This window comes from Palleronia salina (genome assembly GCF_900141995.1).
Taxonomy (GTDB): Bacteria; Pseudomonadota; Alphaproteobacteria; order Rhodobacterales; family Rhodobacteraceae; genus Palleronia; species Palleronia salina.
Genome location: NZ_FQZA01000006.1, coordinates 110,993 through 130,278 on the forward strand (window position 1 = coordinate 110,993; position 19,286 = coordinate 130,278).

Genomic DNA, 19,286 nt, shown 5'->3' on the forward strand with positions numbered 1-19,286 from the left:
TCAGGTGATCGCCTCGAGCTGTTCCTTGCTCAGGTTGCCCGGCACCACGGTCAGCGGCACGGGCAGCGATCCGGCGATCTTCGACAGGTGCTGGACCAGCGGCCCCGGCCCGCCCTTTTCGCTGCTGGCGCCGAGAACCAGCACGCCGATCTCGCCGTCTTCCTCGATCTGCGCCATGAGCTGCGGCACCGCCTCGCCTTCGCGGATGACCAGCTCGGGATCGACGCCCTGCCGGTCGCGCATCCACTTGGCGAAGACCTCGTAATGGGCGCGGATCCGCTCGCGCGCCTCTTCGCGCATGATCTCGCCCACGCCGACCCAGTGGTTGAACTCGTCGGGGGCGATGATGGACAGGATCTGCACGCCGCCGCCCGTCCGCGCGGCGCGCATGGCCGCGAAGCGCATGGCGTTCAGGCATTCGCGGCTGTCATCGAGGATGACGAGGAACTTACGCATGGATACCCCTGGGGTGTCTTCGACGCGGATGATGCATGCCGTCCGTCGGCCTGTCCAGCCGAGCGGCGCTGTCCGCCGTATACGAAAGACGCCTGCGCATTGTGCTGACGCAGGGTCATATGCCTCAAAATCCGGCAATCGAGGCGGGCCTTGCGGGTCTCAACCGCTGAGTCCTGTGCGAATCCGCCTCCGAACGCTCCATTCGTCCCGCCGGGTGATCAAACCGGCATCAGATGTGCGACGGCGCCACCAGTCTGCGAAACCGAACCGCGCCGCCGCACGCGCAACCGAAATTGCGTGGGCAGGGATATGTTGCGGTGACGGCCCGTGTCGAGCCGGAATCCCCCCGTTCCGCGCGCCTGATGAGGGGTCATCATGTCTATCCGTTCCGTTCTTCTTTCCTCCGCCGTCGTTCTGGGGGCGCTTCCCGCCGCCGCCCAGGACGTCTCGTGCCCGATCAAGGTCGGTGTGCTGCACTCGCTGTCGGGCACCATGGCCATCTCCGAGACCACGCTGAAAGACGCCATGCTGATGCTGGTCGAACAGCAGAACGAGGCGGGTGGCGTGCTGGGCTGCGAGCTCGAGGCCGTGGTCGTCGACCCGGCGTCGGACTGGCCGCTCTTCGCCGAGAAGGCGCGCGAACTGCTGAGCGTGCACGAGGTCGACGTGATCTTCGGCAACTGGACCAGCGTGAGCCGCAAATCCGTTCTTCCGGTCATCGAAGAGCTGAATGGCCTGCTGTTCTACCCGGTGCAATACGAGGGCGAGGAGTCGTCGAAGAACGTCTTCTACACCGGCGCGGCGCCGAACCAGCAGGCGATCCCGGCTGTGGATTACTTCCTCGAGGAACTGGGCGTCGAGAAATTCGCGCTGCTGGGCACCGACTATGTCTATCCACGCACCACGAACAACATCCTCGAAAGCTACCTGAAGGATGCGGGCATCGCGGACGAGGACATCTTCGTCAACTACACCCCCTTCGGCCATTCGGATTGGTCGACCATCGTGTCGGACGTGATCGAACTGGGCTCGGACGGCAGCCAGGTGGGCGTGATCTCGACCATCAACGGCGACGCCAACGTGGGCTTCTACAAGGAACTGGCCGCCCAGAACGTGAGCGCGGATGACATCCCCGTCGTCGCCTTCTCGGTCGGCGAGGAAGAGCTTTCGGGCCTCGACACCTCGAACCTCGAAGGGCACCTGGCCGCGTGGAACTACTTCATGTCCGCCGACACCGAGGCCAATGCCGAGTTCATCGCCGCCTGGCAGGACTTCATCGGCAGCGAGGACCGCGTGACCAACGACCCGATGGAGGCCCACTATATCGGCTTCAACATGTGGGTGAACGCGGTCGAAGAGGCCGGGACCACCGACGTGGACGCCGTGCGCGAAGCCATGTGGGGCCAGGAATTCCCCAACCTCACCGGCGGCACCGCGGTGATGGGCACCAACCACCACCTGGCCAAGCCCGTGCTGATCGGCGAAATCCGCGCCGACGGCCAGTTCGACATCGTCACCCAGACCGACCCGGTCCCGGGCGACGCCTGGACCGACTACCTGCCCGAGTCGGCCGTGCTCGAGTCCGATTGGCAGGAGCTGGAATGCGGGATGTACAACACCGAGACCGACACCTGCGTGCAGATCAAGTCGAACTACTGACCTGAGCCTCTGGGGCGCGCCGGCCGACCGGCGCGCCCATTGCCCTGACCGGGACGATCCATGCGCCGCCTTTTCCTCGCCCTCGCCCTTGCCCTGTGCCTGTTCGCCCCCACCGCGGTGGTCGCGCAGGACCTGCAATCGATCCTCCAGACCCACGCCGACGAGGTCGCCGACCCCGGCCGCCGCAGCGTGGGCGTCGTGATCGACGACCTGCTGGCCGCCGGTTTGCCCAACGCGCCGGATTTCCTGGCCGCGTGGCAGGACCGCGACATCGTCCGTGACACCGCCGATGGCCGCTTCTACCGCGCCGGGCGCACGTCGGACGGGCAGATCACCCTGATCGACCTGGACACCGGCGCCGGGGCCATGGTGCCCGAGGACCGCGTGGAAGAGGTTCGGCCCAATGGCGGCGTGCGCCGGGTGCTGGGCGGCGCGCTGGTCCGCTTCCGCCTGTCCGACCCCGCGCCCGAGGTGCGGCGCGAGGCGCTGACCTCCATCGCGCGGCGGCCCGATGCCGACCAGATCGAACCGCTGACCCAGTCCATTCCCGACGAGCCCGTCGCCGCCATCCGTGCCGAGAAGGATCGTCTGCGCAACATCCTGATCGCCCGTTTCGGCGAGACCACCGAGGCCCGCGTCGAGGCGATCGAAGGGCTGGGCGGCACCGTGTCCTCCGACGCCCGCGCGGCGCTGAGCCAGATCCTCGAGACCGAGGAGCGCGTGGCGGCGACCCTGCCGGATGACGTCAACGTCGCCCGGATCCTCACCCCGGGCGAGGACATCAGCCGGGTCGAGGCCTATGGCCGGCTGGTCGACGAAGGCCTGGCCCCCGCCCGCGTGTCCGATGCGGCGCTGCGCGACGCGTTGATCGCGGCGATCGAGGACGGCACCGTCGCGGGCGTGCCGGTCGAGACGCTGGACACCGACGCCGCCCGCCGCGACGCCTATGTCACCCTGGCCGAAGCGGGCGAGGTTCCGCCTTTCGTCACCGAGGAAGAGGTCGACGCCGCGCTGACCGATCACGTGTTCTTCGCGGCCTACGACGAGGACGATCCCGCCATCACCGACGCCGCGCGCGAAACGCTCGAAGCGGTGGATCTGCGCGTCGGCGCCGCGCAGACCGCCGATCTCGCGCTCGACGCGCTGTCGCTGGCCTCGATCTACTTTCTGGCGGCCATCGGGCTCGCCATCACCTTCGGCGTCATGGGGGTCATCAACATGGCCCATGGCGAATTCATCATGATGGGCGCCTATACCGGCTATGTCGTCCAGCAATTCGTGCCCGACTACACCCTGTCGCTGGTGATCGCGCTGCCGCTGGCCTTCCTGGTCGCGGGCGCCGCCGGGATCGCGATGGAGCGGCTGGTGATCCGGCACCTCTATCACCGCCCGCTGGAGACGCTGCTGGCGACCTTCGGCATCTCGATCGCGCTGCAGCAGCTGGCCAAGAACATCTTCGGCACGCAGGCGCGACCGCTCACCGCGCCGGGCTGGCTGGACGGGCAGTGGGTCCTGAACGAGCTGGTGGGCATCAGCTATATCCGCATCGCCATCTTCGTGCTGGCGGCGCTGTTCCTGGGGCTCTTGCTGTTCATCCTGAACCGCACGCGGCTGGGGCTCGAGGTGCGAGCGGTCACGCAGAACCCGGGCATGGCGGCCAGCATGGGCATCGACCCCGACCGCATCAACATGGCGACCTTCGGCATCGGCTCGGGCATCGCGGGGATCGCGGGCGTGGCCATCGGCCTCTACGCGCAGGTCACGTCCGAGATGGGCGCCAACTACATCGTGCAAAGCTTCATGACCGTGGTCGTGGGCGGCGTCGGCAATGTCTGGGGCACGCTGGCGGGGGCGGGGCTGATCGGCGTCCTGCAGAAGCTGATCGAGTCGCTGAACCCGTCCAACACGCTGGCGGCGCAGACCTACATGATCCTGTTCATCATCGTGTTCATCCAGTTCCGGCCGCGCGGCATCGTCGCGCTGCGCGGACGTGCGGCGGGGGACTGAGCCATGGCCGTCAGCGAAAGCCTGCCCCTGCGCCCCACGCCGCGTCCCGCCACGGCGCCGTCGACCTGGGTGTTCCTCGGGGCGCTGGCCGTCTTCACGCTGGTCGTCACGGTGATGGCCAGCCAGGGCATGATCTCGACCGCCTTCGTCAAGACGCTGGGCAAGACCCTGTGCCTGATGCTGGCCGCCGTCGCCATGGACGTGGTCTGGGGCTATACCGGCATCCTCAGCCTCGGGCACATGGCGTTCTTCGGGCTGGGCGGCTACATGATCGGGATGTGGCTGATGTACGCGCGAACCGAGAACATCGTCGCGCCCGCGCTGGCCCAGCAGCCCCTGCCGCCCACCCAGGACGAGATCCGCGATGCCATCGGGTCGCAGATCTTCGGCGTCGTGGGGTCGTCCGACTTTCCGCTGGTCTGGATGTTCTCGCATTCGCTGGTCGCGCAGCTTGCCCTTGTCGTGCTGGTGCCGGGGCTGCTGGCGCTGGTCTTCGGCTGGCTGGCCTTCCGCAGCCGAGTCACGGGCGTCTACCTGTCGATCCTGACGCAGGCGATGACGCTCGCCCTGGCGCTCTACCTCTTCCAGAACGACAGCGGTCTGCGCGGCAACAACGGGCTGTCGGGGCTGCAGAACATTCCCGGCTACGAACAGGTGCCGCAGGCGACGATCTCGCTGTGGTTCCTGTGGGCCTCGGCGCTGGCACTGGCGCTGGGCTACCTGCTGTTCGCCTGGGTGGTGTCGGGCAAGATGGGCAGCGTGCTGCGCGCCGTGCGCGACGACGAGGCGCGGGTGCGGTTCCTGGGCTACCACGTGGAGGGCTTCAAGCTGTTCGCCTTCACCCTCACCGCGGTGGTCACGGGGATCGCGGGCGCGCTTTATTACCCGCAGGCAGGCATCATCAACCCGGCCGAGATCGCGCCCATCGCCTCGATCTACCTGGCGGTCTGGGTCGCCATCGGCGGGCGCGGGCGGCTCTACGGCGCGGCCATCGGCGCGGCGCTGGTGTCTCTCCTGTCCAGCTGGTTCACCGGCGGCGGCGCGCCCGACATCAACCTGGGCGTCTACACCGTGCAATGGACCGACTGGTGGCTGGTGCTGCTGGGCCTCAGCTTCGTCTGCGTGACGCTGTTCGCGCCCAAGGGCATCGGCGGGCTGGTGGACCTGGTGCAGGCGCGGCGCGTGCCCGACCGGCAGGGGGACTACGGCCCCGACAAGGGCGCCAAGCGGCAGGAGGAGGGCCGCGAATGACCCTGCTGGAAGTTTCGGGCGTGTCGGTCAGCTTCGATGGCTTCCAGGCCATCGACAACCTGTCCTTCTCCATCGGCGAGCCCGAGCTGCGCGCCGTGATCGGCCCCAATGGCGCGGGCAAGACCACCTTCATGGACATCGTGACCGGCAAGACCCGGCCGGATTCGGGCCACGTGCTGTGGGGCGAGGACAACCGCAACCTGGTGGGGCTCAGCGAGCAGGCCATCGCGCGGCTGGGCGTGGGCCGCAAGTTCCAGAAGCCCACCGTGTTCGAAGCGCAATCGGTGCGAGACAACCTGGCCATGGCGTTGAAGGCGCCGCGGGGGCCGTTCGACGTGCTGCTGCGCCGAAGTGTCGACGAGGGCCGCTTGCACGAGGTCGCGGCCGAGATCGGGCTGGAAGATCACCTCGACCGTCCCGCCGGTGCGCTGAGCCATGGGCAGAAGCAGTGGCTCGAAATCGGGATGCTGCTGGCGCAGGAGCCGCGGCTTCTGCTGGTGGACGAACCCGCGGCCGGCATGACCACCGCCGAGCGTGAGCATACCACCGACCTTCTGAACCGGCTGGCCCAGCGGCACGCCATCGTCGTGGTCGAGCACGACATGGCCTTCGTCCGCCGCCTGGGCTGCAAGGTCACCGTTCTGCACGAGGGCCGCGTGCTGGCCGAGGGATCGCTGGACCACGTGACGCAGAACAAGGACGTGATCGATGTCTACCTGGGGCGCTGAGCGATGCTGGACGTAAATGGTCTGACCCTGCGCTATGGCCAGAGCCAGGTGCTCCACGGTGTGGACCTCGTGGCGCGGCCGGGGCAGGTGACCGCGCTCATGGGCGTGAACGGGGTCGGGAAGACCTCGCTGATGAAGGCCATCGCGGGGCGGCACCCATTCACCGAGGGGCGGATCAAGCTGGACGGCCGCGACCTGGGCCATCCCAATGCCGTCACGGCGGCGCGCGCCGGCATCGCCTATGTCCCGCAGGGACGCGAGGTGTTCCCGCTGCTGAGCGTGGCCGAGAACCTGGAAACCGGCTTCGCCTGTCTGCCGCGCGGCGGTCGGGACGTGCCCGACCGGATCTTCGAGCTGTTCCCGGTGCTGGCCAAGATGCGCCATCGCCGTGGCGGGGACCTGTCGGGCGGGCAGCAGCAACAGCTGGCCATCGCGCGGGCGCTGATCGCGCGGCCGCGCGTGCTGCTGCTGGACGAGCCGACCGAGGGCATCCAGCCGTCGATCATCAAGGATATCGGCCGCGTCATCGAGGTGCTGCGCGACGAGGGCGAGATCGCCATCGTGCTGGTCGAGCAATATTTCGACTTCGCGCTGGGCCTTGCCGACCGGGTGACCGTGCTGCAGGGCGGACAGGTCAGTTTCCGGACCGAGGATGTCGCCGCCGACCGCGACAAGCTGGCCGAAGCCATGGCGCTGTGATCCCAATTATCCGAGACGATCCTGGACCTACTGCACATTATCGCGGGGCATCCGCGCCCGCCTTCACTCGCGCCGCAGGGTGATCGCCGTGTCCGCCGCGACCGGCTGCCAGTCGCCCACTGTGCCGTCGGGCCACGTGATGCGCAGCTCGGCCATATCCGCGTCGCCCAGCCCGAAATGCACCGGCCCCGCCTGGCCGCCCGCGTGGCCGCCGCCCACCGTCACCTCGCGCGATTGTGGTCCGGCGGCCCCGCGCAGGTCGATCCACGCGCCCACGGCATTGCGGTTCGGCCCCGGCTGCGTCAGCTTCACCGACAGCCAGCGACCGGAATCGGGGGTCGCGTTCTGCCAGATCTCGAGCGGCGCGCGGCGGTTCACCACCACCAGGTCCAGCCGCCCGTCGCCGTTCAGATCGGCAAGGCCGCCGCCGCGCGACCGGGCCACCGTGGCGACACCGGCATCGGCCGCGGCCTCGACGAAGGTGCCGTCCGCGCCCTGCATCAGCAGGTTGTTGGGATCCTCCATCGCGAGGCCGGGCATCTGGTCGACATTGCCCTTGGCGATGAACAGGTCCAGCCGCCCGTCATTGTCCACATCGCCGAACTCGGCGTGCCAGCCGGTCGAGGGGCGTCCGTCGTCCCCGGTATGCGGGCGCTGGGCGTAGGCGCCGATGGCGAAGGGGAAGGCGGTGAACCCGCCGCCCGTGTTCTCCATGATCATCTGGTCGCCCATGGAGGTCAGGACCACCTCGGGCCGCCCGTCGCCGGTGATGTCGCCGCTGGCGATGCCCATGCCCCACAGGCGCATGGTGTCCCAGCCCTCGGCCGCGCCCCATTCGCGCAGGGGCGACAGGTCCCACATCTGCTCGTACCCCTCGCTGAGGTAGTAGTGCCGGTCGTTCGACACGCGCAGCAGCGGATCCCCCTCGCGCCGCCAGTCCGAGATCAGCATGGACAGCGGGCAGAAGGACGGCGCCAGCGGGATCGGCGCGCCATAGCGGTCCCCCTCGGGGCGGAGCAGGTAGCTTTCGTCGCAGGTGCCGAAGGGCCCGTCCGGGTCGTCGCGGTCAACGTAGTTGCCGATGGCGAGGGTGGGTCGGTCCGCGCCGTCCTCCCACGTGGCGCTGAAGGCCGTGGTCCAGCGCGCGTCCTCGGGCAGGCCCATCCTGGCGGTGGCATCGGTGAAGCCGCAATCGCCATCGCCGCGCAGAAGCCGGTTCACGCCATCGCGCAACACGAAGAGGTCCATCTGCCCGTCGCCGTCCACGTCCAGCGGGTAGGCTCCGATGACCCCGGTCTCCTGCACAGGACCCGCGCGGAAGGTGATGTCGCTACCGGGGGCGGTGTCGTTCACCAGCAGGCTGGCGGGCGCCGCGCCACCGGCGGCGAAAAGGTCGGGCCGGCTATCGCCGTTGCAATCTAGGATCGCGACACCACCGCCGACGAAATGCGTCCAGCCGCCTTCGTAGACATGGGGCGCGGGCAAAGCGCCCGACCGGTCGATGAACGCGGGATCGGCATGGGCGGGCAGGGCGAAAAGCAGGGGCAGGATCAGGCGACGCATGAGGCCTCGTCCAATGCGCCGGGGGCGCCCAGGCGCTGGGCCGTCACGGTCGACAGGGCCAACGCGGCGGCCCCGCGCGCCCAGATCAGGTCGCCCCAGGCGTGGATCTGCACCCGCGGCGCGGGCCGGTCCACCTGGATCGCGGCGGCGGCCATGTCGCGGAGCACCTCGTCGGCGTACAGGTAATCGTATTCCATCCGCTCACCCGACAGGATGATGAGCTCGGGGTCGAACAGGTTCACCACGTTGGCCAACCCCACCGCCAGGTAGCGCCCGGCGCGGCGGAAGATCGAGCGGGCGGCGGTGTTGCCGGCCTTGGCGTGGTCGTAGAGCTCGGACAGCATCTCGCGCGGGCCCAGCAGGTCCTTGCCCGACCAGTCGAGCGCGGTCGACGCCTCGCGCACCAGGGCATAGTCGGCCACGTAGGCCTCCAGGCAGCCGCGCTGGCCGCAGCGGCAAAGCGCGCCGTCGAGCTGCACCTTGGTGTGGCCGAGCTCGGTCCCCAGACCCCGCCCGCCGCGATAGAGCCTGTTGTTCAGGACCAGCCCCATGCCGACCCCGTGCTCGATCGTGACCACGGCGAAGTTCGACACGTCGCGCCCGTCGCCGAACCAGAGCTCGGCCAGGGTCATCAGGTTGGCGTCATTGTCGATGATCACAGGGCAGCCCAGATGGTCGGACAGCAGCTCGGTCAACGGCAGGTTGGCGTCCGACAGCATCGACGACCACAGGGCCTGGCCCGTCTCGCCGTCGATGAAGCCCGGCATGCCCAGCCCCACGGCGGCCACCTGGTCGCGGGTGATGCCCGTCTGGCCCAGCAAGCCATCCAGCAGCTGGGCGACGGTCGCCTTGACCTCGGCGCGCGACAGCGGCCGCACCGCGCCGGGCAGCGTCATGTCGGCCAGCGCGCCGCCCGCGAAATCGTAGAGCACGGCGGAATGCCCGGCCTCGGAGATCTTGATTCCCGCGACGGTTCCGGCCGCTGGATTGACTGCCAGCCCCACGGGGGGGCGGCCGCGCGTCGTCTCGCCGTCGCGCGGTGCGGTCTCGACCTCCTGCAGGTAGCCGGCCGCGATCAGGTCGGCGGCGGCCTGCGTGACCGATCCGGGGCTGACGCCAAGCATGCGCGCGATCTCGACCCGGCTGAGCGCGCCGCCCGCGCGAACCGATTCGAAGACCTGCTGGCGCAGCGGCACCGCCGAATCACCCGAATCCGCGCGGCTGATGCGCAGCGGTCCGCATCCGCCATGCTGCGGTGCGGAAAGAGCGGCCGCCGTCACGATCGGCGCATTTCTTTCATTTGCCATAGATAAGGGCGCCCGTTTTGCCGCGGTGCACCGAGATTTTCGGCGCTGCAGCGAAGAATGTTGCTCCAGATTAGGCGACATGCGTGATCTCGCAACGTTTTTATTTTGACAGGTGAAATAAAGAACTCCATGGTCTTGCCACGCAAAGACCGACCCCGCCGTCACAAGGCAGGGGCGTATCCAAATGGGAGGAAAACATGCGTCTTTCGCTTCTGGCAGCCGCCGCGCTGTCCACGTCGCTCACCACCGTGGCCTTCGCGGCCGAGCACACGTCCGACATGACCGTCGGCGTCAGCTGGTCGAACTTCCAGGAAGAGCGCTGGAAAACCGACGAAGCCGCCATCATGGGCGCGCTCGAGGAAGCCGGGGCCGAGTACGTTTCGGCCGATGCCCAGTCCTCGTCGGCAAAGCAGCTGTCGGACGTCGAATCCCTGATCTCGCAGGGCGTCGATGCGCTGATCATCCTGGCCCAGGACACCCAGGCCATCATCCCCGCCGTGCAGGCCGCGGCCGATGCCGGTATCCCGGTCATCGCCTACGACCGCCTGATCGAGGACGAGCGTGCCTTCTACCTGACCTTCGACAACATCGAAGTCGGCAGGATGCAGGCCCGTGCCGTGCTCGAGGCGCAGCCGACCGGCAATTACGTGATGATCAAGGGCTCGCCCACCGACCCGAACGCGGACTTCCTGCGTGGCGGCCAGCAGGAAGTCCTGCAGGACGCGATCGACGCCGGTGACATCACCATCGTCGGGGAGGCCTATACCGACGGCTGGCTGCCCGCCAACGCGCAGCGCAACATGGAGCAGATCCTGACCCAGCAGGGCAACGAGGTCGATGCCGTGGTCGCGTCGAACGACGGCACCGCCGGTGGTGCCGTGGCCGCTCTGACCGCGCAGGGCCTCGACGGGATCCCGGTTTCCGGCCAGGACGCCGACTTCGCCGCGCTGAACCGCATCGCGCAGGGCACCCAGACTGTCAGCGTCTGGAAAGACAGCCGTGACCTGGGCGCCGCCGCGGGCCAGTACGCGCTGGAACTGGCGTCGGGCACCGAGATGTCCGAGCTGGAAGGCGCGGAAGAGTGGACTTCGCCCGCGGGCACCACGCTCTGGGCCGAGTTCCTCGAGCCCGTGCCGGTCACGCAGGAGAACCTGTCGGTCGTCGTCGACGCCGGCTGGATCAGCCAGGAAGAGCTTTGCCAGGGCGTCTCGGACGGCCCCGCGCCCTGCAACTGATCGACACGTCCGGGCGGGCCACGACGTCCGCCCGGCACCAGACCCGTCGCGGCGGCGCCTGAGCGCGCCGCGACTTTCCCCTTTCTACACATGGCAGGAGCGCGGACATGAGCGATTCCACCTCGGGGCAGGCGTCCTCCGCCGGACGCAGCGGCCCCAATCGAAGCTTCTTTTCACAGCTCGAGCTCGATCTGCGCCTTCTGGGCATGATCGGTGCCTTCCTGCTGATCTGCATCCTGTTCAATATCATGACCGGCGGGCAATTCCTGACGCCGCGCAACCTGTTCAACCTGACCATCCAGACCGTGTCGGTCGCGATCATGGCCACCGGCATGGTGTTCATCATTGTCACCCGCCATATCGACCTTGCCGTGGGCTCGCTTCTCGCGACCTGTTCGGCCGTGATGGCGATGATGCAGACGGCCTGGCTGCCCGACATGCTGGGCATCCCGCTGGGCAGCCCGTCGCTCGCCATCCTTGCCATCATCTTCGGCGTCATCGTGGGCGGCATCATCGGCGGCTTCCAGGGCTACCTCGTGGGCTTCCTCGGCATCCCGGCCTTCATCGTGACGCTGGGCGGCCTGCTGGTCTGGCGCAACGTGGCCTGGTACCTGACCAACGGTCAGACCATCGGCCCGCTCAACGAGACCTTCCAGCTCTTCGGCGGGATCAACGGCACGCTGGGCGAGACGTGGTCCTGGATCGTGGGCCTCATCGCGGCGGCCGCGGCGGTCCTGGCGCTGGTTTCGGGGCGCCGGTCCAAGCTGCGCCATGATTTCCCGGTGAAGCCGATCTGGGCCGAGTTCGTGGTGGGCGGCATCTTCGTCGCCGCCATCCTGGGCTTCATCGCCATCCTGAACGCCTACGAGGTGCCGTCGCGCGTGCTGGAGCGCCAGTTCGAGGCGCGGGGCGAAACCGTGCCCGAGGGCTTCACCGCCTCCTACGGCCTGCCGATCTCGGTCCTGCTGCTGATCGCCGTGGCGATCGTGATGACGGTCGTCGCGCGCAAGACGCGGTTCGGACGCTACATCTTCGCCACCGGGGGCAACCCCGACGCGGCCGAGCTGTCGGGCATCAACACCCGCATGCTCACCGTGAAGGTCTTCGCGCTGATGGGCGTGCTGGTCGCCATCGCGGGCCTCGTCGCCTCGTCGCGCCTGACCTTCCATTCCAACGATATCGGCACGCTGGACGAACTGCGCGTGATCGCCGCCGCCGTCATCGGGGGCACCGCGCTCGCCGGCGGGGTCGGCACGATCTACGGCGCCATCCTCGGCGCGCTGATCATGCAGTCGCTGCAATCGGGCATGGCGATGGTGGGCGTGGATGCGCCCTTGCAGAACATCGTCGTCGGCAGCGTCCTGGTCGCCGCCGTCCTGATCGACATCATCTATCGCCGCCGCGTGGAGGGCTGAGACCATGGCCGAGACCAAGCAACAGATCGACCGCAGCTGCACGCCGCTGGTCGCGATGAAAAACATCTCGATCGCCTTCGGCGGCGTGCAGGCCGTGGACGACGTCAGCATCGACGTCTACCCGGGCGAGGTGGTGGGCCTGCTGGGCCACAACGGCGCGGGCAAGTCCACGCTGATCAAGATCCTCGCCGGCGCCTACCGGATGGATTCGGGCGAGATCTGGATCAACGGCGAAAAGGCCGACATCCGCAGCCCGGCCGGCGCGCGCGACTACAACATCGAGACGATCTACCAGACGCTGGCCCTGGCCGATAACCTGGACGCCTCGGCCAACCTGTTCCTGGGCCGCGAGATCACCACGTCGCTCGGCCTTGTCGACGACAGCGCGATGGAGGCCGAGACGCGCAAGATCATGCACCGGCTGAACCCCAACTTCAAAAAGTTCAGCGTTCCGGTGTCGGCCCTGTCGGGCGGGCAGCGGCAGTCGGTGGCCATTGCCCGGGCGGTCTATTTCGACGCCAAGATCGTCATCATGGACGAGCCGACCGCCGCGCTGGGTGTGCACGAAACCGAGATGGTGGCCGAGATCATCAAGGAGCTGAAGGCCCAGGGCCTGGGCATCGTCCTGATCAGCCACGACACGCGCGAGATGATGGCCCTGTGCGACCGGGTGTCGGTGATGAAGAACGGCGCGCTGGTGGGCACCGAGCATGTCGAGGACGTCACCGAGGACGACATCCTCTCGATGATCATCCTCGGCAAGAACCCCAAGCGCGAAGCGGCGTAAAGGGGCGGGTCGATCCCGGAGAGTCCCTGGCAGAACATCCGGGATGGTCGGACCGACACGGGATCGCACCCCTTGCCTGTGGGGGCCCACAGGCACCTCTGCAAAACATTGTGGGGGCAGCTTCCGGGTCCGAGATGGCGGCCTCTCGAGCGGGGCCTTCATCTATCGAATTCGACCTAAAGGCTTGTAATTTAGACCGCATTCGCCAAGCTCAGCGAGCTTCAGGGACCTAATAAACCCCCGCTGTCACACCATGGCGATGACACTTCGATCCGGGCGTCGATCGTCTGCGTGACTCGTGATAGGCGGTCACCTGGTCCGCCCATCCCCGAGTGAGAAGAGTCGCCGAACCATGCCCGAGCGTCGAATGTTCAACCGTCGCCGCTTTCTCCAGGTCATCGGCCTCGGGGCGATATCCTCTGCCGCCTTGGGGTCATACGCGTTCGCCATCGAGCCGCTCTTGCGCCTGCAGACGACACGCCATGCCTTCACGCCCGCCGGCTGGACCCCGGGACTGAAGCTCAAGGTGGCGCTGGTTGCGGATATCCATGCCTGCAATCCGTGGATGAGCATCGATCGCATCGCGCGCACCGTCGAGCGGACCAATGCGCTCAAGCCCGACGTCATCCTTCTTCTCGGGGACTACTCGGCGGGCATCTCCTCGCGGTTCGTGACCTCCTACGTCCATTCGAGCGAATGGGCCCCGATCCTGGCGGGTCTCCAGGCGCCCCTCGGCAGGTATGCGATCCCAGGCAATCACGACTGGTGGGAGGACAAGACGGCCCAGCGGCGTGGGCATGGACCGACCTTCGGACAGCTCGCCCTCGAAAAGGCGGGACTGCCGGTCCTGCAGAACGAGGCGATCCGCCTGACACAGGGCAACCATCCGTTCTGGATCGCCGGGCTCGGCGACCAGCTCGCTCTCTTGCCGGGGCGCAAATACGGGCGGACGACATGGCGCGGCGTGCATGATGTCGGGGGACCCTGCGCGCGGTCACCGATGACGCGCCCGTCATTCTCATGGCCCGCGAACCCGACATCTTTCCGGACATCAAATCGGCCGAGCGTCCCGTCGCCCTGACGGTATCGGGACATACCCATGGCGGACAATTCCGGGTTTTCGGACATTCGCCGGTCGTGCCGTCCCGTTACGGCAATCGATACGCCTATGGACACGTCGTCGAGCCGCGCCCCGACGGAACACCGGCGGACCTTGTCGTTTCGGGGGGCTGGGATGCTCCATCGCACCCGTCCGCTTCGGTGTCCCGCCCGAGATCGTGCTGCTCGAGCTGGGATGACGGGGCGGGGCCGGTGCGTGTCGAGCTTTTCCGCAAGATGCTTGCGGCAGGCGAAGATCGGGCCGTTCGAGATCATAGCGGATGAAAAAAGGGGCGCCCTCGGGGCGCCCCTTCGTTCTTATCTCAGGTCAGGTGCGGATCACTCGGAGGTGCCGAGGCCAATCCGCTCCTGGAAGGCCTTGTGGCTTTCGACCAGGGCCTGGGTTTCGGGCGTCTTCTCGGCCCAGCTGTCCCACTGCTTCACGGCCGCCGCGCGGAAGGTGGCGCGGTCCTCGTCCGACCAGTCGTAGAGCGTCACGCCCTGCTTGGGCAGCTCGGTCGCGGCCTCGCCGTTGGCCACCAGCGTGTTCAGCATCAGCTTGAGCGAGATCTGGTCCATCGCGGTTTCCAGGATCGCCTTGTGCTGGTCGCTGAGCGTCTCCCACACGGCGGTCGAGCAGGCCAGGTGGTCCGCCGACATCGAGTGGAAGCCCGGATAGGTCGCGTGGCTGACCACGTCGTAGATCCCCAGGCCCACGTTGTTGGCCAGGGTCGAGGCGTCGGCCCCGTCGATGATGCCCGTCTCGAGCGCGGTGAAGATCTCGGTGAAGTCCATCACGATGGGCGAGGCGCCGAGCTCGGCGAAGATCTCGGTCTCCATGCCCGGGGGCGAACGGAACTTCCAGCCTTCCAGGTCGTCCGGGCCTGCGATCGGCGTCGACGAGTTCATGGATTCCTGGCCGCCGGTATAGGCGCCGATGAAGTGCATCCCGTTCGCCTCGTACAGTTCCTGGATGGCGTCTTCGCCGCCGCCGTACTGGACCCATGCGAGGAATTGCAGCGGCGTGTCGTAGCCGCCCATGGGGTCGGACACGAACTGAAACGCCGGGTTCAGGCCGGTCTGGTAGCTGCCGTTCGTCATGTCGCAATCCAGGATGCCCTGGGCCGCGGCGGTGAAGGTCTCGGTCGTGGCGACCACGGGCGAGCTGTAGAACATCTCGATGGTCAGGTCGCCGCCCGACATCCGCTCCACGTTCTCGACGAATTCGCCGATGAGCTCACCCCAGACGGACTCGGCCGACTGGTGGGTCTGGATGCGCAGGTTGGTCTGGGCGCTGGCGGCACTGGCGGTCAGAAGCGCGGCGGCACAGGCCGTGGCAAGCGTCTTTTTCATCTCTCTCTCCCTGTTGGCAATTTGGTATACCATTTGAGAAAATAGAGAGTGACGCCGCGACAGCAACCCCGTCCCGGCGGATTTAGCGCTCACAAGCGGGCAGTTTTTTGTCCACTTTGTTTAGGAAAAGCGGCTGTCGCGGGCCGGGGCCGGCCCGCGAGACGCGGTCTCAGTCCGAGGGCAGGGCCGCGCAATGGGCGCCCGACGCGGCCGCGCCGGACCCCAGCGCGATCAGCGGGGGCGCGCGATAGATGTTGGGCGGCTCGCTTGCGGCGAGATCCCACGCCATGAAGGCGGTCAGCCCCAGAAGGGCGATCCCGGCGGTGACCCAGCGGCTCATTTCCGGCCCTCCAGCCCCAGGACGGGCCGCAGCTTGATCCCGTAATACGTTCCCCCGAAGGCGCTGGCGAACCAGACCCAGCCATGCAGCGACCCGGTCGAGATCCCCGAGAAGAACGCCCCCACGTTGCAGCCGAACGCCAGCCGCGAACTGTAGCCCAGCAGGAAGCCCGCCACGATGGTGGCGACCCAGGCGCGTGCGGGCAGGTCGGGCATGCCCGCCGACAGCCCGCCGCGCCACGCGGCCACGAGGAAGGCGCCCGCGATGATGCCGAGATTGGTCAGCGAGGTCACATCGGTGAGCGCCGAGTTGTTGAGCCGGTCGATATTGCCCGGCGTGCCCCAGAAGGGCGATGCCGTCACGTCCGCGCCCAGTGCGGCGGCGCCCTTCGCGGCCCAGAGGCCCAGGCCGTAGACCACGCCCCAGGGCTGCCCCGCCACGGCGAAATTGGCCAGCGCCAGGGCGGCCAGCAGCACGGCGGCCACGATGTAGCGGCGCGGGATCGCCCGCTTGCCCGGCGCGCCGATGGCCAGCAGGAACACCGCGACCGCGGCCAGCGCCACCAGCGTCAGGAGCGTGCCGGTCGTGCCTTCCAGCGCGATCACCGGGAGCGCGCCGAGATTCGTCCACCACAGCAGGTGGTAGGCGCCCGCGAAGCTGCCGATGGCGAAGAAGGGCAGTGCGACAAGGCTGACCGGGTTGCCGCTGCCCGCGTTGACCAGCGTGCCCGAGCCGCAGCCCATGACCAGCTGCATGCACAGCCCGAAGACGAAGGCGCCGGCGATCATGGCGAAACCCACGGGCGCGCGGGCGCCCAGCAGCTCGCCCCCGTTCGAGGCCAGGAGCGGGATGGCGAAGATCGCCACGATCCCGATGGACAGCAGGTGCGCCAGGACGCCGCCGGGATCGCGGTCGGTGATCATGCGGCGCCACGGGCCGGCAAAGCCGAAGCGATAACCCTCGAGCACGATGCCGAAGCCCAGCCCGATCAGCAGCAGCAGGCCATAGCGCGCACCGACGAACAGGGCGACGGCCAGCGAAACAGCCAAGGCCGCCCCGATCAGGGCGGCCTTTCCGAAGGTCGAGGCACCGGCGGGGGCCGCCGATGCGCTTGCAGTGGTGGTGGCCATGCTGACCCCTTCTTAGAAGACGTTCTTGATCTGGTTCCAAAGCGTCCGGATCGGGCCGGGCACGTTGGCCATGTCATAGCCCGCGTTGGACCAGCCGACCATGCTTTCGGGGAACAGCTTCACGTTGTCGATGCCCGCCAGCTCGCTCAGCGCGAACCAGTTGGTCGCCGCCCAGTGGCCGGTATTGCAGAACGAGATCAGCTGGTCGGCCTCGCTGAAGCCCTGCTCTGCGGCGAGGCTTCGGGCCGCGCTGGCGTCGATGATGGCGGGGCCGTCCGAGAACCAGCCGGCATGTTCGAAATACTCGGACTGGGGCAGGGTGCCGGGGCGCGCCGCGGCGGGGTGCGACTGCTCGCCCGACCAGAAGCTTTCGGGGCGCGCGTCCAGAAGCAGCGCGTCGTCGTTGCCGTCCAGCACCGCCTGGACGTCCTCGGCGGTGGCGAGCCATTCGTCCGAGAAGGTCACTTCGATCTGGCTGGGCGAGACCTCGGGCGTGCCGGTGCCCAGCGACTTGCCGGTCTCGGTCCACGCATTGATGCCGCCGTTTAGGATGGCGAGCTCGCTCACGCCGCTGGATTTCAGCGTCCAGTAGACCCGGGCCGCGGCGCCGAAATCGGTGATGCTGCCGCCTTGGTAGGTGATGACCGTGGGCCGGTCGGTGGTGGCGCCGATGTCGCGCAGGATCTCGGTCAGGCGATCCTCGGTGGGCAGCTGGCCGGGGTTGTCGGCCGGACCGCGGAACAAGCCGTAGGGCGCGTTCACCGCGCCGTCCACGTGGCCGGCCTCGAAGGCGTCGCTGTCGCGGATGTCGACGATCAGCAGGTCGTCGATGTTCGACTGCGCTTGCTCCAGTCCGCCCGGGGTCAGCAGCGGGCCGAAGTCCTCCTGCGCCAGCGCGGGCGCGGCGGTGAGCGTGACGGCGAATGCCGCCGAGACGATCGCGTGTTTCATGGCAGGGCCTTTCGTGACGTGGCGTTCAATTCTGACCCTCATTTGGGCCGTGGGACGGGGAAAACAACTGCTTTGAGGGGCAAAATGCGGCCCGTGGGCGGAACGCTGTTTCGCGGCCTGCCTGGCTGCCGGAACAGATGTTCTCCCTCGCCGGTGATGGGCGGATAGGCTTGGACCGGCATCCGCTTGTCCGGCGCCGCCGGTTCTTATTTCACGCAGGCGGGCCCTGTCGCCACGCGTGGACCGGATGCGACATTTCGCGCGCGGCCCGCCCGGACCCAGGCGGCGCGACGGGATTTGAGGCTATATAATTCTTCGGTCCGAAAGGGCCGCCCATACCAGGAGCTTTGCCATGCCCAGCACGGATCGCGACACGGCCCGGCTCGACCGGCCCAGCGAAAGCATCGACAACAACCGGCTGCAACCGACACCCTGGAGCGTGACCGACAGACGCGGCGCGCTGTATCTGGGCCGGGACGGCGCGCAGCATCGCCGCTTTCACGGCCTGTTCGAGGACATGTTGAATTGAGTGTTCACCTGACAATCTTCGGCGCCACCTCGGGCATCGGCAAGATCGCCATGGAAACGGCGCTGGCCAAGGGGCACCGCGTGCGGGCCTTCGCGCGCAGCGCGGATGACATGGCCGCCCGCGACGGGTTGGAGACCATGGCCGGCGACGCGCTGGACCCCGCGGACGTGGGCGCGGCGCTCGAAGGGACGGACGCGGTGATCTACGCGCTGGGGATCAAGGAAAGCGTGTCGATGCTCTGGACCCCGGTGACGCTGTTCTCGGACAGCACGCGCCTCCTGCTGGACTGCATGGCCGAGCGGGGGCCGCGCCGCCTGGTCGCCGTCACCGGTTTCGGGGCCGGGCGGTCGCGCAATGCCATGAGCGCGGTGGAACGCGCGGGCCACTGGGCCTTGCTGGGTCGGCCATACGCCGACAAGGACCGGCAGGAAGAGCTGATCCGCAACACCGCGATCGACTGGACCATCGTGCGCCCCGTCATCCTGACCAATGGCGGGGCCAGCGGCCGCTACCGCGTGCTGCGCGAACCGTCCGAGTGGCGCAACGGCCTGATCTCGCGGAAGGACGTGGCCGATTACCTGGTCGAGGCGGCGACCTCGGATCTCGACATCCGCCGCGACGTGGTGCTGGCGCGCTGACACCGGCCCGGGGTTGACGCACTCACCGCGCGGCACACAATACCAATCATACGCCAGGGGCGCCTTCGGGCTGAGATGTACCCTTCGAACCTGAACCGGGTCATGCCGGCGGAGGAAGGCGAGCGCCACTGGCGCCCCAT

General features: G+C 68.0%; 18 protein-coding genes and 1 riboswitch. Of the genes, 11 read left to right on the forward strand and 7 right to left on the reverse strand.

The annotated features are described in order from the left end of the window. Nucleotides 1-456 (reverse strand): universal stress protein, encoded by a 456-nt coding sequence (locus BUB76_RS10550; protein WP_073128749.1) that lies wholly within the window; start codon nt 454-456, stop codon nt 1-3. 375 nt (nt 457-831) lie between these two features. Here BUB76_RS10550 and urtA point away from each other — a divergent pair, with 375 nt between their 5' ends. Genes urtA through urtE form a run of 5 tightly spaced genes read left to right on the forward strand, consistent with a single transcriptional unit; the run spans nt 832 to nt 6,800 of the window. Beyond that, entirely contained in the window at nt 832-2,115 is a 1,284-nt protein-coding gene (urtA, locus tag BUB76_RS10555; RefSeq protein WP_073128750.1) for an urea ABC transporter substrate-binding protein, read from the forward strand. 60 nt (nt 2,116-2,175) lie between these two features. Beyond that, the gene (gene urtB, locus BUB76_RS10560; protein ID WP_073128751.1) at nt 2,176-4,122 is read left to right on the forward strand and encodes an urea ABC transporter permease subunit UrtB; all 1,947 of its coding nucleotides are present in this window, start codon (nt 2,176-2,178) and stop codon (nt 4,120-4,122) included. A 3-nt stretch (nt 4,123-4,125) separates the two neighbouring features. After that, the gene (gene urtC, locus BUB76_RS10565) at nt 4,126-5,373 is read left to right on the forward strand and encodes an urea ABC transporter permease subunit UrtC (RefSeq protein WP_073128752.1); all 1,248 of its coding nucleotides are present in this window, start codon (nt 4,126-4,128) and stop codon (nt 5,371-5,373) included. Further along, the gene (gene urtD / locus BUB76_RS10570; RefSeq protein WP_073128753.1) at nt 5,370-6,101 is read left to right on the forward strand and encodes an urea ABC transporter ATP-binding protein UrtD; all 732 of its coding nucleotides are present in this window, start codon (nt 5,370-5,372) and stop codon (nt 6,099-6,101) included. The genes urtC and urtD overlap by 4 nt, the downstream gene beginning before the upstream one ends. 3 nt (nt 6,102-6,104) lie before the next feature. Beyond that, a complete protein-coding gene (gene urtE, locus BUB76_RS10575; protein ID WP_073128754.1) occupies nt 6,105-6,800 on the forward strand; it encodes an urea ABC transporter ATP-binding subunit UrtE in 696 nt (231 codons plus the stop codon). 63 nt (nt 6,801-6,863) lie between these two features. Here urtE and BUB76_RS10580 read toward each other — a convergent pair whose 3' ends face one another. Further along, nucleotides 6,864-8,363, reverse strand: coding sequence for a CRTAC1 family protein (locus tag BUB76_RS10580; RefSeq protein WP_073128755.1), 1,500 nt, complete (start codon nt 8,361-8,363; stop codon nt 6,864-6,866). Continuing rightward, entirely contained in the window at nt 8,351-9,559 is a 1,209-nt protein-coding gene (locus tag BUB76_RS10585) for an ROK family protein (protein ID WP_308417673.1), read from the reverse strand. Before BUB76_RS10585 ends, BUB76_RS10580 begins: the two co-directional genes overlap by 13 nt. Nucleotides 9,560-9,867: 308 nt before the next feature. On the opposite strand from BUB76_RS10585, the gene xylF reads away from it, so the two are divergent. From xylF to BUB76_RS10605, 4 genes are all read left to right on the forward strand, one after another. Next, nucleotides 9,868-10,905, forward strand: a complete 1,038-nt coding sequence (xylF, locus tag BUB76_RS10590) for a D-xylose ABC transporter substrate-binding protein (protein ID WP_073128757.1) — start codon at nt 9,868-9,870, stop codon at nt 10,903-10,905. Between the two features lie 107 nt (nt 10,906-11,012). After that, nucleotides 11,013-12,320 carry a sugar ABC transporter permease gene (locus BUB76_RS10595; RefSeq protein WP_073128758.1) on the forward strand — a complete coding sequence of 436 codons (1,308 nt, stop codon included), beginning with the start codon at nt 11,013-11,015 and terminating at the stop codon, nt 12,318-12,320. A 4-nt stretch (nt 12,321-12,324) separates the two neighbouring features. After that, nucleotides 12,325-13,107 carry an ATP-binding cassette domain-containing protein gene (locus BUB76_RS10600; RefSeq protein ID WP_073128759.1) on the forward strand — a complete coding sequence of 261 codons (783 nt, stop codon included), beginning with the start codon at nt 12,325-12,327 and terminating at the stop codon, nt 13,105-13,107. A gap of 367 nt (nt 13,108-13,474) precedes the next feature. After that, a complete protein-coding gene (locus BUB76_RS10605; RefSeq protein ID WP_214607532.1) occupies nt 13,475-14,188 on the forward strand; it encodes a metallophosphoesterase in 714 nt (237 codons plus the stop codon). A 356-nt stretch (nt 14,189-14,544) separates the two neighbouring features. Here the strand turns inward: BUB76_RS10605 and BUB76_RS10610 are convergent, their stop codons facing one another. From BUB76_RS10610 to BUB76_RS10620, 4 genes are all read right to left on the reverse strand, one after another. After that, nucleotides 14,545-15,558, reverse strand: coding sequence for a TRAP transporter substrate-binding protein (locus BUB76_RS10610; RefSeq protein ID WP_073128760.1), 1,014 nt, complete (start codon nt 15,556-15,558; stop codon nt 14,545-14,547). Between the two features lie 169 nt (nt 15,559-15,727). Next, nucleotides 15,728-15,898, reverse strand: coding sequence for a hypothetical protein (locus tag BUB76_RS17945; RefSeq protein ID WP_175481628.1), 171 nt, complete (start codon nt 15,896-15,898; stop codon nt 15,728-15,730). Next, a complete protein-coding gene (locus BUB76_RS10615) occupies nt 15,895-17,028 on the reverse strand; it encodes a YeeE/YedE family protein (protein ID WP_073128761.1) in 1,134 nt (377 codons plus the stop codon). Before BUB76_RS10615 ends, BUB76_RS17945 begins: the two co-directional genes overlap by 4 nt. A 12-nt stretch (nt 17,029-17,040) precedes the next feature. Beyond that, complete coding sequence (locus tag BUB76_RS10620; protein ID WP_073128762.1) at nt 17,041-17,979, reverse strand: sulfurtransferase; 939 nt, start codon at nt 17,977-17,979, stop codon at nt 17,041-17,043. Between the two features lie 352 nt (nt 17,980-18,331). Between BUB76_RS10620 and BUB76_RS17950 the strand changes: the two genes are divergently transcribed. Together BUB76_RS17950 and BUB76_RS10625 are read left to right on the forward strand one after the other, a co-directional pair. Then, nucleotides 18,332-18,508, forward strand: coding sequence for a hypothetical protein (locus tag BUB76_RS17950; RefSeq protein ID WP_175550298.1), 177 nt, complete (start codon nt 18,332-18,334; stop codon nt 18,506-18,508). Then, on the forward strand, nt 18,505-19,146 hold the full coding sequence (locus BUB76_RS10625; RefSeq protein WP_236737900.1) for an NAD(P)-dependent oxidoreductase: 642 nt from the start codon (nt 18,505-18,507) through the stop codon (nt 19,144-19,146). The genes BUB76_RS17950 and BUB76_RS10625 overlap by 4 nt, the downstream gene beginning before the upstream one ends. A gap of 45 nt (nt 19,147-19,191) precedes the next feature. Next, nucleotides 19,192-19,280, forward strand: a riboswitch (TPP riboswitch). Nucleotides 19,281-19,286: the final 6 nt, after the last annotated feature.

Excerpts from the sequence above, each read along its gene's own strand:
- BUB76_RS10550 (WP_073128749.1), bottom strand. The coding sequence starts at position 456 with ATGCGTAAGTTCCTCGTCATCCTCGATGACAGCCGCGAATGCCTGAAC.
- urtA (WP_073128750.1), top strand. The coding sequence starts at position 832 with ATGTCTATCCGTTCCGTTCTTCTTTCCTCCGCCGTCGTTCTGGGGGCG.
- urtB (WP_073128751.1), top strand. The coding sequence starts at position 2,176 with ATGCGCCGCCTTTTCCTCGCCCTCGCCCTTGCCCTGTGCCTGTTCGCC.
- urtC (WP_073128752.1), top strand. The coding sequence starts at position 4,126 with ATGGCCGTCAGCGAAAGCCTGCCCCTGCGCCCCACGCCGCGTCCCGCC.
- urtD (WP_073128753.1), top strand. The coding sequence starts at position 5,370 with ATGACCCTGCTGGAAGTTTCGGGCGTGTCGGTCAGCTTCGATGGCTTC.
- urtE (WP_073128754.1), top strand. The coding sequence starts at position 6,105 with ATGCTGGACGTAAATGGTCTGACCCTGCGCTATGGCCAGAGCCAGGTG.
- BUB76_RS10580 (WP_073128755.1), bottom strand. The coding sequence starts at position 8,363 with ATGCGTCGCCTGATCCTGCCCCTGCTTTTCGCCCTGCCCGCCCATGCC.
- xylF (WP_073128757.1), top strand. The coding sequence starts at position 9,868 with ATGCGTCTTTCGCTTCTGGCAGCCGCCGCGCTGTCCACGTCGCTCACC.
- BUB76_RS10595 (WP_073128758.1), top strand. The coding sequence starts at position 11,013 with ATGAGCGATTCCACCTCGGGGCAGGCGTCCTCCGCCGGACGCAGCGGC.
- BUB76_RS10600 (WP_073128759.1), top strand. The coding sequence starts at position 12,325 with ATGGCCGAGACCAAGCAACAGATCGACCGCAGCTGCACGCCGCTGGTC.
- BUB76_RS10605 (WP_214607532.1), top strand. The coding sequence starts at position 13,475 with ATGTTCAACCGTCGCCGCTTTCTCCAGGTCATCGGCCTCGGGGCGATA.
- BUB76_RS10610 (WP_073128760.1), bottom strand. The coding sequence starts at position 15,558 with ATGAAAAAGACGCTTGCCACGGCCTGTGCCGCCGCGCTTCTGACCGCC.
- BUB76_RS17945 (WP_175481628.1), bottom strand. The coding sequence starts at position 15,898 with ATGAGCCGCTGGGTCACCGCCGGGATCGCCCTTCTGGGGCTGACCGCC.
- BUB76_RS10615 (WP_073128761.1), bottom strand. The coding sequence starts at position 17,028 with ATGGCCACCACCACTGCAAGCGCATCGGCGGCCCCCGCCGGTGCCTCG.
- BUB76_RS10620 (WP_073128762.1), bottom strand. The coding sequence starts at position 17,979 with ATGAAACACGCGATCGTCTCGGCGGCATTCGCCGTCACGCTCACCGCC.
- BUB76_RS17950 (WP_175550298.1), top strand. The coding sequence starts at position 18,332 with ATGCCCAGCACGGATCGCGACACGGCCCGGCTCGACCGGCCCAGCGAA.